Genomic DNA, 12,539 nt, shown 5'->3' with positions numbered 1-12,539 from the left:
GCCTATGCCGAGTACGGGAGCGGCGGTGTCGTGGCGATCGACGTGGTGGTGGGCAAGGTCTGGGCGTCGACCGTCACATGATCGAGGGCGATCGCGATCGCCCCGCGGGTCTCGGCCCATTCTCCGAACGAGGCGCCCACGATCTCGGGAAGGCCCGCCCCGGACGGCAGCGCGGTGCGCTCGAGCGAGTGGCGCATCGGTGCCATGAGGATCTCGCCCGCCTGGCCGAGCTCGCCGCCCACGATGATGAGCTCGGGGTCGAAGAGGTTGCACAGGCTCGCCGCGGCGATGCCGATGTGGCGGCCGGCATCGGCGATGACGCGGCGCGCGCTCCCGTCACCCGCTTCGGCGGCGTGCAGCAGGTCGCCGAGTCGGTGCATCCCCTCGCTCGGCGGGAACAGCGACAGCAGCGCCGGCCCGCCGGCGTAGGTCTCGAGGCAGCCGCGATTGCTGCACCGGCAGATCGGGCCGTTCTCGTCGAGCGTCACATGACCGATCTGGCCGGCCTTGCCGTTGACGCCGCGGAACAGATCGCCGCCGACGATGAGACCTGCGCTGATGGTGTGCCCGACGCGGATGAACACGGACGACGAGGCTGTCCGGCCGTTGCCCTCGCGCGCCTCGGCGAGGCCGCCGAGGTTCGCCTCGCTGTCGACATGGACCTGGCGTCCGATACGGGCCGAGAGGCTCTCGGCGACGTCGACGCCCTCCCATCCGCGCAAGAGGCCCGGGGTCGAGACCATGCCGGTGCGCGGGTCGATGGGGGCCGGCAGCGCCATGCCCACGGCGACGAGGTCGGACAGGGATCCGCCGAGCGTCTCCATCATGTCGCCCAGCAGCAGCGAGAGGCGGTCCAGTTCGGCGTCGAGCCGGTGGTCGAGGGGGAGCGGGAGCGAAGTCTGGGTCACGATCGTGCGCGCGGTATCGGCGATCGCGATGTGGAGATGGCGCGAGCTGTAGTGCACACCGGCCACGAGGCCGAGCTGGCGAGCGAGCGAGACGAGCGTGGCGCGGCGGCCGCTCCGAGAGGTGAACGACGTATGCAGCAGGCCGGATGCCGTCAGCTCTTTGACGATGTTCGACACCGTGGCCGGCGACAGGCCGGTGCTGCCGGCGAGCTCGATCTGCGTGAGCCGGCCGTGCCGCTTCAGCGTCTCGACGACGCGCGCGCGATTGGCCTCGCGCAGCGAGGTCTGGGAGCCCGGCGGGGCATTTCGGCGTGCCACAGTGACACTGTACCGGACTGCCGTTTTCCCAGATCGGCTGAGGGTTCGCGCCACTACTCGCGCAGGCGCACCAGTCGCTCGTGCCCGGTCTCTTCGAGCTCGGCGATCGACTCGCGGGCCTTCACGAAATCATTGAACGAGCGGTACCCCAGCGCCTTCTCGCTGAACGACGGGTCCATGCGCCGCATGTGCGTCTTGACCGCCGAGCTGTGGAGCCATTCGGAGTCGTCGTTCTTGTCGTGGCCGAGTCGCAGCGCCCGCTCCAAGAGGCGGCTCGCGGTGTCCTGTGGATCCTCGACAGGCTCTTCGACCGGCGGCAGCGCCTCGGGAGGGGGAGCATCGGTGGCCGCCGTCACGGTCTTCGACGTTGCGCGGCGATTCGTGCGCTTCGGCGCCGCCGTCGTCTCGAGCGCGTCGTTGAGCGCGGCTTCGACCTCGGCAGTGGAACGAGGTTCAGCGATCTCGACCGAGCCGTCCGCTGCGTCGCCGACGGCAGCATCCGGTGTCGCCGCGGACTTCGCTGAGCCGCGACGGCTACCCGATCGCGAAGCAGAGCCGCTGGCACCCTCGCCGCCCGCGGTTGCGGTCGCCTTCGTCGAACGAGCCGACGAGGCGGCCTTCGAGGGCGCCTTCTCTTCCGCCTTCTGCGGTGCCCGGTCGGGCGCCTTGGCCGCACCGGAAACGCGGGGAACCCCCGGCAGCGAGTCGTACGCCTCGAACTCGTCGCACGCGGCGGCCAGCGACTTGGCCGTCGATCCGGCCACGCCGACACCGACCACGTAGCGGCCGAGCCGTTTGCAGCGCTGAGCGAGCGGGACGTAGTCCGAGTCGCCGGCGACGATCACGACGTGTGTGAGGTCGGGCAGCCGGAACATGTCCTCGACGGCGTCCACCGCAAGGCGGATGTCCGCGCCGTTCTTCGCGTAGGCCGCGGCGGGGAAGAGCTGCACCAGATCCACCGCGCGGGCGACCAGCTGCGAACGATAGATCGCGTTGACGGGAGACGACCAGTCGGCGTACGCGCGGGTCAGCACCAGAGTGCCGAAGGATGCCGCGAAGTCGATGATCGCGCCGACGTCGATCGTCGCCGCGGTGAGACGCTCCGCGATCTCGGGGTCGCTTGCGTTCGCCGAGATCTTCTGCCGGTCGCGCTGATACGAGTTCTTGCCGTGGACACGGTCGTACCAGCTCATCACGATGTTGTCGAAGTCGAGGTAGACCGCGACGCGGGAGTCCTGCAGATCGGGCATGTCAGGCCTCTCCGTGCTCTCCGGGATAGATGACGCCGACGAGTTCGCGCACTTCGTCGAGCGTCGCCATGATCGCGACCGTCTCGTCGATCGGCAGCACGTCGGAGTCGGTCCTGCCCTCGGCGAGGAACCGCTCCGCTGCGAGCGCCTGGTACTGCATGCCGCGGCCCGCGACATCCGACACGAAATCCTCGTGGACCGTGCCGTCGGGACCCACGACGCGGAACGACGTGGGCGTGTACCAGACCCGGTCGATGTCGATGCGGGCGTCGGTGCCGATCACCGACGCCGTGTTGGGGCCGGCGGAACGCGACGCCGAGAGCGTGGTCGACAGGGCTCCCGAGGCGTGCGCCATGATCGTGGCCACCTCGGTGTCGGCGCCGGTGTCGCCCAGGCGCGCCGATGCGGCGATCGACAGGGGCTCACCCAGCATGTCCCATGCGAACGAGACGGGATAGATTCCGAGGTCCAGCAGCGCGCCGCCGCCGAGCTCGAGAGCGTTGAGACGGTGCGCCGGATCGCTCGTGATCATCTGCGTGTGATCCGCCGTCACGGCGCGAACGTCGCCCAGCACGCCGGCGGCGACGATCTCCCGGATGCGGATCATGTGCGGGAGGTAGCGCGTCCACATCGCCTCCATGGCGAGCAGGCCCCTCTCGGCGGCGACGTCGCGGACGGCTGCGGCCTCGACGGCGTTGAGTGTGAACGGCTTCTCGATGAGCACATGCTTGCCGTGCTCGAGCGCGAGGATCGCCTGCGCGGCGTGGAACGGGTGCGGAGTGGCGATGTAGACGATGTCGACCCCGGGGTCGGCCACGAGTTCCTCGTACGAGCCGTGGGCACGGGGGATGGCGAAGTCTTCCGCGAATGCGGCGGCGGCGGCCTGGCGACGGGATCCGACGGCGGCGACATCGAGGCCGGCGGTACGCAGGTCGCTGGTGAAGGCACGGGCGATGCCGCCGGGACCGAGGATGCCCCAGCGCAGACCGGGGACGGGCGGAGTGGTCATGACACCGAGGTTACTGCCCATGCGCCTGCGTAAGCTCGACGGGTGACCTCACCCGTCGAGCGCTTCCGCGAGCTGCTGCGCCTGCCGACCGTGTCCCACGCCGAGGAATCGCTGATCGACTGGGCGGCCTTCGACGCATTCCATGAGGCCGTTCAGCGGCTCTATCCCGCCCTCCACGGCGCCCTCGCGCGCGAAGTCGTGGACGGCCACTCGCTGCTGTACCGGTGGCGGGGAGCCGACGGCTCCGACCCGCTCCTGCTCATGGCGCACATCGATGTGGTCCCGGTTGTCGATGAGGAATGGCACTCCGATCCGTTCGGCGCCGAGATCGTCGGAGAGGGCGCGGATGCCGCGATCCACGCGCGCGGCGCCATCGACGACAAGGGCTCGCTCGTCGCGATCCTCGAGGCGGTGGAAGGTCTCGTCGCCGGCGGATTCACGCCCGCCCATGACGTGTACCTGGCGTTCGGCCACAACGAGGAGACGGCCGGCGGCGGGGCGCGTGCGATGGTCGAGGTACTGCAGGCGCGCGGCATCCGCCCGGCTCTCGTCCTGGACGAAGGCGGCGCGGTCGTCGAAGGAGTGATCCCCGGGGTGACGGTGCGCACCGCGATGGTGGGCGTGGCGGAGCGCGGTGTGATGACGCTGTTGCTCACCGCGCGCGAGACCGGTGGCCACGCGTCGACCCCGCCCGCGTTCCCCGCCACGGCGCGCCTGGCACGGGCGATCGACCGGGTGCACCGGCATCCGTTCCCCACTCGTCTCGTCCCGCCGGTGCACGCCATGCTCGCCACGATCGCCCCCCACGCGCCGCAGCCGCTGCGGACGCTGCTGCGCACCCTCGGCGCGACCGGCCCGCTCGTGGCCGCCGTCTTCGCCCGATCCGGCCCCGAGATGAACGCGATCGTGCGCACCACCGCCGTCGCGACGCAGCTGAGCGGCGCACCCGGCGAGAACGTCCTCGCCACCTCCGCGCGGGCATCCCTCAACATCCGGCTTCTGACGGGCGACACGGTAGAGGGCGCGACCGAACGCGTGCGCCGCGTCATCGCCGACCCCGTGGTCGAGATCGAGGTGCGGCACGGCTCCGACCCGTCGCCGGTGTCGCCCTGGCGCGGCGAGGCGTGGCGGCGCATCGCGAACGCCGTGCGGGTGTCCCTCGGCGACGAGGTCGTGACGACGCCCTACCTGCAGCTGGGTGCGAGCGACAGCCGCTGGTTCACCGCCGTGAGCGACCACGTGTATCGCTTCACGCCGTTTCACCTCACGCGCGCCGAGCGCGACGCGCTGCACTCGCACGACGAGCGCATCCGCGTCGACGTGTGGCTGCGGGGGATCGGGTTCTATCGCGAGCTGCTGTCGGCCAGCTGAGGCTCATCCGCCTGCTCGGCCGCAGGCGCGGGCGACTGCTGGGCGAGGACCGGCTCGAGCGCACGTGCGAGGTCGTCGATCACATCGCGCGGATCCTCGAGGCCGATCGACAGACGCACCGTCGTCGAGCTGATGTGCGCCTCGGCGAGCTGCGAGGGCGACAGATGGCTGTGCGTCATCGAGGCCGGGTGTGCGACGAGGCTGCGGGCGTCGCCGATGTTCGCGACGAGCTTGACCACCTGCAGGCGCGCGATGAACGACTCCACCAGCTCGAAGTCCGCTGCGGCATCGCCCGTCGGGTACAGGTCGAACGCGAAGACGGCGCTGACGCCGAGCGGCAGGTACTGCTGGGCGTTGGCGTGCCACGGGCTCGTCTCGAGGCCCGGGTGGTGCACGCGTGCGACCGCGGGGTGCTCGGCGAGGAAGCGGGCCACCTCGAGGGCGTTCGCCGTGTGACGCGCCACGCGCAGGTCGAGCGTCTCGATGCCCTGCAGCAGCTGGAACGCGTTGAACGCCGACAGCGACGGGCCGAGGTCGTGCACGTACTTGGTCTTCACCAGGGCGATGTACGGCGAGCCGTTCGCTCCGAACCGCTCGACGAGGCTGCCGTCGGGAACGCGCTTGTAGGTCTGGGTGAGCTGGGGCCAGCGCTCGGGCTCGGCCGTGAAGTCGAAGGTGCCGAGGTCGACCACGACGCCGCCGAGAGAAGTGCCGTGGCCACCGAGGAACTTGGTGGCGGAGTGCACCACGATGTCGGCGCCGAAGTCCTTCGCGCGCTGCAGGTAGGGCGTCGCGACGGTGTTGTCGATCACGAGCGGCACACCCGCGCGCCGGGCGACGGCCGCGACCGCGCCGAGGTCGAGCACCTGTGCGATCGGGTTCGAGATCGACTCGGCGAAGAGCGCCCGCGTGGTGGGCCGGACAGCGGCGGCCCACGCCTGCGGATCGTCCTGATCGACGAAGGTGACCTCGATGCCCCAGTCGGCGAAGGTGTCCTGCAGCAGATCGACGGTGCCGCCGTACAGCTGGCGGGCCGCCACGATGTGCTCGCCGTGCTTGGCCAGCGCCAGCAGCGCGACGGCCACGGCGGCCTGCCCCGATGCGACGCCTGCGGCGCCGATGCCGCCCTCGAGCTCGGCGACCCGCTTCTCGAAGACGAGGACCGTGGGGTTGGCGGCACGGCTGTAGATGTTGCCGTCGCGGCGCAGCGCGAACAGGTCGCGGGCGTCGCTCAGCGAGCGGAACTCGAAGGCGTTCGACTGGTGGATGGTGGGAACGGCGGTGTTCTCGGCGATGCCGGCGTCGTAACCCGCCTGCACCTGCGCCGTCGCGAATGAGCGCGGGGCCGTCGGACGAGGAGTTTCGGACATGCGATCCATTGTCGTGGCGCGGGGCGCCACGCCATTCCCCGTGTGTCGAAGTGTTGCAGCGATCGAGGCGCGACGACCGCGAGACAATGGTCGGGTGGCGCTTCTCCTCACCCCCGTAGAACTCGACGTCCTGCTGCGTGCCGACCGCTCCGGTGGCTCGACGCCCACCTCCGGCGCTGTCCGCGTGCTGGATGTGCGGTACCGGCTCGATCGCCCCGACGGGCGGCCCGACCACCTCGACGGCCATGTGCCGGGGGCGGTCTACGTCGACCTGGAGTCCGAGCTGTCGCGTCATGGCCGCGCCGATGAGGGGCGGCATCCGCTCCCGTCGCTCGAGGCGCTGCAGGCCGCCGCGCGCAGCTGGGGACTGAATGACGGCGACACCGTCGTGGTCTACGACGACGCGCGCTCGCTCGGCGCCTCGCGCGCGTGGTGGCTGCTCACCCGCAGCGGCGTCGCCGACGTGCGGGTGCTCGACGGCGGGCTCTCCGCCTGGGTGGCGGCCGGCCTGCCGCTCGAGAGCGGCGACGTCGCCGCGACCGCGGGCGATGTGACGCTGCACCCGCTCGCCGAGACCGTCCTCGGAATCGATGAGGCCGATGCCCTGGCCGCATCGGGTGTGCTCGTCGACGTGCGGGCGGCGGAGCGCTACCGGGGCGAGGTCGACCCGGTCGATCCGGTGGCGGGACACATTCCGGGTGCGGTCAACCTGCCCACGACGCACTACATGGACGGTGAGCGATTCCGGGATGCCGCGACCCTGCGCGAGCTGTTCGCCGGGGTGGGGATCGTGCCCGGGACCGAGGCCGCGGCGTACTGCGGCTCGGGCGTCACCGCCGCGCAGGCGGTCTTCGCCGCCGAGCTCGCGGGCCTCGAGCTGCGCATCTTCCCCGGATCGTGGAGCCAGTGGTCCAACACCCCGGGCCGTCCCGTCGCGACGGGGCCCGCGCTCTCCGACGTCACCGCAATGATCTGACGACGCCGCCTTCCGGCGGCACGCTCGCGCCCGACCGGCGACGGATCTCGCGGCGGCGAGAGTCGGTATCCCCGGCATCCGCAGTTTTCCCGCGACCGCCGACTCCCGCGACCACCGAGCGCACCGGCACGGGCTCACCTGGTCAGGGGACGAGCGTGACCTTGCCGTCCACGCCCGACTCGACGACACGGTGTGCGTCGGCGGCGTCGTCCAGCGTGAAGGACGGTCCGAGTTCGAGGGAGAATCGACCGGCGGCCAGCAGCGCGAGCGTCACGGGCACGGCCTCGACGCGCCACGCCTGCTGCTGGGCGGTCAACGGCACGGGCGAGCCGCCGGAGAACGCGCGGATGCCGAGGGCCGCGGCATCCCGTCCGCGCACGAGAGTGGCGACGCGCGCGAGATCGGGCACCAGGTCGATCGAGGTCTGCAAGGCCTCGTCGGTGCCGGCGGCGTCGATCGCGACGGTCACGCCGTCCGGTGCCGCGTCGCGCACCCGGTTGGCGAGGCCCTCGCCGTAGGCGATCGGGATCGCGCCGAGGGCGCGCACTCGCTCGAATCGGCGTGGCGACGAGGTGGCGATCACCGTCGCGCCCCAGAGCACCGCGTACTGGATGAGAGCCTGGCCCACCGATCCCGAGCCGCCGTGCACCAGCAGGGTGTCACCCGGCCCGACCGCCAACGAGCGGAGCGTCTGGTACGCCGTGCCCACCGGAACGCCGATTGCGGCGCCCTCGACAGCGCTCACCGCGGCAGGACGCGGGTGGACTCCCTCGGCGGCGACGGCGATGTCGCTGGCGTACGCCCCCGACGCGCCCGAGAAGACCACGGGCTCGCCGACGCGGAATCCGTCGACCCCTTCGCCGAGCGCGGTCACGATGCCGGCGCCGTCCGAGCCGACGCGGCGGGGCGTGGTGATCTCGCCCGACGGGCGGACGCCCTTGCGGATCTTCCAGTCGATGGGATTGACGCCGGCGGCCTCCACCCGGATCGCCACCTGACCGGCGCGGGGTGCCGGTGCGGGGATCTCGATCTCGTGGAGGACCTCGGGTCCGCCGAACTGCGTGTACGCGATGGCAAGGCTCATGACCAGCGCAACAGACAAGGCGCGCGGGGCTATTCCCGCGTCGCGCAATGTGTCGAGCGGCTGGCATGGGTCGAGCGGCTGCAACGCGCCCAGCGACCGTGTACGTCGAGCACGAAGACCGTGCCGCGCTACTCCCGCAAGGACTTCTGGATCCGCTGCAGCGACACCGGCTCCGCCGTCCTGAGCGATTGTGCGAACAGGCTGACGCGATACTCCTCGAGCAGCCACCGCGTGCGTTCCAGCGCCGCCGGCGCGCCGGCCGGGAGCGGGATGACGCCGCCCGCGTCGGCATAGAGCGCTGCGGCACGCTCGAATTCGGTCATGCGCTGGCGGTCGCGCCCGGGGTTGTCGGAGAGGGTGCGCACCCGATCGAGGGCGCCCCGCAGGTAGCGAGGCAGGTGGGCGAGGCGGGTGGTGCCGATCCGAGCGGCGAATCCGGGGAACACGAGTCCGGCCAACTGGCCCTTGACGTCGGCGAGCGCGCCCAGGAGCGTGAGGGAGTTCTGATCGCGCATCGCGCGCTCCACCTCCCGTGCGGCCGTCAGGATGCGTGCGGCGAGCGACACCGTCTGGAACAGCTCGTCCACGACGGTCGCCGACAGGGCGTCGCGCACGGTCTCGAACTGCGCGCGCGTGCGCACAGCATCGGCGGGAGCGGTGCGTGCGATGACGGCATCCGCCACCGCCACCCGGCAGTCCTCGATGAGCGCCTTCGCGGATGGATACGGTGACGCCGCGAGCGCAAGCTTCTCGGCCGAGGTCAGATGCTCGAGCACGTACGGCGCGGGGGAGGCGACCGCCAGCAGCACGAGGCGCCGCACGCCGGCGTGCGTCGCACGCGCCGCGGACTCGGGTGTCGCCTCGATGCGCACGGCGACCGTCGAGCCCTCGTCGATGATCGCCGGGTATCCCCGCACCACGCCGCCCGCGACCTTCGTGTCGACGACATCGGGGAGGTCGCCGAACGTCCAGTCGGTGAGTCCGGTGCGCTCCGCGAACGCGGCTCCCGTCGGTGGAGTCGGGCCGGGCCGCCTCGTCTCGCCTCGAGACTCGCCGGGCCTGCGCGGAGCATCCGTCGCGGCCCGAGACGAGACGCGGGCGACGGATTCGCGGGCGCGTCCCGCCAGTCGCTCCTGCAGTGCGGTCAGGTCGCGGTCCGACCCGACCGCGCGTCCGCGCTCGTCGACGGCGCGGAAGGACATGCGCAGGTGCTCGGGTACGCGCTCCAGCTCGAAATCGGCGGCGGACACCGGCTGGCCCGCGACACGCTGGATGCGTGCGGCCAGGGCCTCGCGCAGGCCGACCGTGGGCAGGCCGTCGTGCGATTCCGGGCCCTGGCCGGCGATCTCGGCCGAGAACGTCGCCGCCCAGTCCGCAGCGGGCACGACGTGGCGGCGGATCGCCTTGGGAAGCGAGCGCAGGAGGGCGGTGATGAGTTCGTCGCGCATGCCCGGCACCTGCCAGTCGAAGCCGTCCGGGCGCAGCTGTGCGAGGAGCGCGAGCGGTACGACCACCGTCACACCGTCGTCCGCGGTACCCGGCTCGAATCGGTAGGCGAGCGAGAGCACCTGATCGCCCTGGGTCCATCGCGCGGGGAAGTCGCGCTCGTCGCCGCGGGAGGCCTCGTCGATGAGGTCGGCCTCGGTCATGTCGAGCAGCCGGGGCGTGCGGTTCGACGCATCCCGCCACCACGCTTCGAAGGAGCGCACGTCGAAGACGTCGCGGGGGATCCGGGCGTCGTAGAAGCGGTATACCGCCTCGTCGCCGACAAGGATGTCGCGGCGCCGCTCACGCTCCTCGACCTTCTCCAGCCTGCGACGCAGTTCGAGGTTGCGCCGCTCGAACGCCGTGAGGCGCTTGTCGAGCACCGACGCATCCCACTCGCCTTCCACGAGCGCGTGGCGCAGAAACAGCTCGCGTGCGAAGGGACGGTCGAAGCGCGAGAGCTGCACGCGGCGGCGCGGCACGATCTCGACACCGAAGAGGGTCACCTTCTCGTATGCGGATGCCGCGCCGGCGTCCTTGGACCAGTGCGGCTCGCTGAGCTGGCGCTTGGCGAGGTCGCCCGCGAGGGGCTCGGCCCACGCCGGGTCGATCGCCGCCACCGTCCGCGCGAACAGCCGACTCGTCTCGACGATCTCGGCCGCCATCAGCGCCTGCGGGCGCTTCTTACGCAGTCCCGACCCCGGGAACACCGCGAAACGGGTGCCGCGGGAACCGAGGTACTCCGCGGCGCGGCGCTGGTCGGCGCGGTCGCCCGCACCCGCCCCGGACCGACCCCGCTGCGGAGCTTTCGCGGCACTTCTCTCATCGAGCATGCCGATGTGCGAGAGCAGGCCCGAAAGGATCGCCTTGTGCAGTACATCGGGGTCCGACGTCGAGGAGTCGGCCGTGCGCGGCGCTTTCAAGAGCGCGCTCAGCTGCCGGTGCACGTCGGACCACTCCCGCACGCGCACGTAATTCAGATGCTCGGTGCGGCACAGGCGCCGGAACGCGCTCGAGCCCAGTTCTGCCTGTTTCTCCTGCAGATGGTTCCACAAATTCAGAAGGCTGAGGAAGTCGCTCGTCGGGTCGGTGAAGCGGGCGTGCAGGCGCTCGGCCTCTTCACGGCGGCCGGCTCCCGCATCGACGGACGGGCGCTCGCGGACATCCTGGATCGACAGTCCCGACACGATCGCCAGCATGTCGGGGAGCACTCCGGTGCGGCGAGCCTCGACGAGCATGCGCGCGAACCGCGGATCGATCGGCAGCCGGGCGATCTCGCGGCCGAGGTCGGTGAGCTTCGTCTGGCCGTCGCCCTTGGCGGTCGCCGAACTCGTCGAGGGGGCGACGACCGCGCCCAGCTCCAGCAACAGCTCCAGTGCGGCCTTGACCCCGCGCGAGTCGGGCGGGGTGAGGAAGGGGAAGGACGAGATGTCGCCGAACCCGAGCGACAGCATCTGCAGGATGACGGCGGCCAGGCTCGTGCGGAGGATCTCGGGCTCGGTGAACTCGTCCCGGCTCTGGAAGTCCTCCTCGGAGTACAGCCTGATCGCGATGCCCGGGCTCGTGCGCCCGGCGCGGCCCGAGCGCTGCTGCGCCGACGCCTGCGAGACGGGCTCGATGGGCAGTCGCTGGATCTTGCTGCGGGTGCTGTAGCGCGAGATGCGCGCCGTACCCGTATCGACGACATAGCGGATGCCGGGGACGGTGAGACTCGTCTCGGCGACGTTCGTCGCCAGGATCACGCGTCGCCGCACGCCCGGGACCGCGGACCGCTCGAACACCCGGTGCTGCTCGGCGGCGCTCAGCCGGCCGTACAGCGGGAGGACCTCGGTCGGGGAGGCGTCCTTCGCGTACATGCCGCGAACGGCATCCGTCGCATCGCGGATCTCGGCCTCACCCGGAAGGAACACCAGCACGTCGCCGGAGGCCTCCCGGTCCAGCTCCCGCAGCGCGCGGGTGATGCCGTCGACGTCGTCGGTCTCGGCGCCCTCGTCGCCGGTCGCACCGGTACCCGAGCTCGCAGCCGGGCGATAGCGCACCTCTACGGGATAGGTGCGCCCCGACACCTCGATGATCGGAGCGGGGTTGCCCTGCTGATCGGCGAAGTGCTTCGCGAAGCTCTCGGGGTCGATGGTCGCGCTGGTCACGACGACCTTGAGGTCGGGTCGCTGCGGGAGGATCCGCCGGAGATAGCCGATCAGGAAGTCGACGTTCAGGGAGCGCTCGTGCGCCTCGTCGACGATGATCGTGTCGTAGCGGCGCAGCAGCCGATCGCGGTGGATCTCGTTGAGGAGGATGCCGTCGGTCATCAGGGCGATGCGGGTGTCGTCCGAGACCTTGTCGGTGAAGCGCACCTTGTAGCCGACCGCCCCGCCGAGGGGAACCTGGAGCTCTTCGGCGATGCGCTCCGCGATCGTGCGGGCGGCGATGCGTCGAGGCTGGGTGTGCGCGATGCGCGTGCGGCCGAGCTCGAGCGCGATCTTCGGCAGCTGCGTCGTCTTGCCGGAACCCGTCGCCCCCGCGACGATCACGACCTGGTGATCACGCAGTGCGCGCGCGATCTCTTCCCGCGCGGCGCTGACGGGCAGCTCGGGCGGGTAGGAGATCACGGGGACGGGCGCGGGCGCGGACATAGCCCTCCATCGTATGACGGCCGAGATCACCGCGCGGCCGGTGACGACGATGACGACCGGCTCCGCGGCAAACTCCATTGACATGCAAAGCACTTTGCGATACAAAGTCCGCGTGACCGATGAACTGATCGCGCA

Annotated in this window: 8 protein-coding genes; 2 read left to right on the top strand and 6 right to left on the bottom strand. The window is 71.2% G+C overall.

The features are described 5' to 3' along the window. Positions 1-2: 2 nt before the first annotated feature. The 3 genes from KEC57_RS01175 to KEC57_RS01165 are packed head-to-tail and all read right to left on the bottom strand — an operon-like array spanning position 3 to position 3,485. On the bottom strand, positions 3-1,226 hold the full coding sequence (locus KEC57_RS01175; protein ID WP_229382687.1) for an ROK family transcriptional regulator: 1,224 nt from the start codon (positions 1,224-1,226) through the stop codon (positions 3-5). Between the two features lie 53 nt (positions 1,227-1,279). Next, positions 1,280-2,476 (bottom strand): NYN domain-containing protein, encoded by a 1,197-nt coding sequence (locus KEC57_RS01170; RefSeq protein WP_229382686.1) that lies wholly within the window; start codon positions 2,474-2,476, stop codon positions 1,280-1,282. A gap of 1 nt (position 2,477) precedes the next feature. After that, positions 2,478-3,485, bottom strand: a complete 1,008-nt coding sequence (locus KEC57_RS01165) for a Gfo/Idh/MocA family protein (RefSeq protein WP_229382685.1) — start codon at positions 3,483-3,485, stop codon at positions 2,478-2,480. 42 nt (positions 3,486-3,527) lie between these two features. On the opposite strand from KEC57_RS01165, the gene KEC57_RS01160 reads away from it, so the two are divergent. Next, positions 3,528-4,856, top strand: a complete 1,329-nt coding sequence (locus KEC57_RS01160; protein WP_229382684.1) for a M20/M25/M40 family metallo-hydrolase — start codon at positions 3,528-3,530, stop codon at positions 4,854-4,856. On the opposite strand, the gene KEC57_RS01155 is transcribed toward KEC57_RS01160, so the two are convergent. Beyond that, complete coding sequence (locus KEC57_RS01155; protein WP_372456929.1) at positions 4,829-6,235, bottom strand: O-acetylhomoserine aminocarboxypropyltransferase/cysteine synthase family protein; 1,407 nt, start codon at positions 6,233-6,235, stop codon at positions 4,829-4,831. The genes KEC57_RS01160 and KEC57_RS01155 overlap by 28 nt on opposite strands. 85 nt (positions 6,236-6,320) lie before the next feature. Between KEC57_RS01155 and KEC57_RS01150 the strand changes: the two genes are divergently transcribed. Then, positions 6,321-7,202 carry a sulfurtransferase gene (locus tag KEC57_RS01150; protein ID WP_229382682.1) on the top strand — a complete coding sequence of 294 codons (882 nt, stop codon included), beginning with the start codon at positions 6,321-6,323 and terminating at the stop codon, positions 7,200-7,202. Positions 7,203-7,344: 142 nt separating this feature from the next. Here KEC57_RS01150 and KEC57_RS01145 read toward each other — a convergent pair whose 3' ends face one another. Both KEC57_RS01145 and hrpA read right to left on the bottom strand, forming a co-directional pair. Continuing rightward, positions 7,345-8,286 (bottom strand): quinone oxidoreductase family protein, encoded by a 942-nt coding sequence (locus KEC57_RS01145; RefSeq protein WP_229382681.1) that lies wholly within the window; start codon positions 8,284-8,286, stop codon positions 7,345-7,347. Positions 8,287-8,414: 128 nt separating this feature from the next. Beyond that, positions 8,415-12,404: an ATP-dependent RNA helicase HrpA gene (gene hrpA, locus KEC57_RS01140; protein WP_229383657.1), complete on the bottom strand. Its 3,990-nt coding sequence runs from the start codon at positions 12,402-12,404 to the stop codon at positions 8,415-8,417. Positions 12,405-12,539 lie beyond the last annotated feature (135 nt).

It is taken from the genome of Microbacterium allomyrinae (assembly GCF_020682705.1).
Taxonomy (GTDB): domain Bacteria; phylum Actinomycetota; class Actinomycetes; order Actinomycetales; family Microbacteriaceae; genus Microbacterium; species Microbacterium allomyrinae.
The sequence above is the reverse complement of the archived record's forward strand: the minus strand, read 5'-3'. Positions and strand labels throughout refer to the sequence as shown.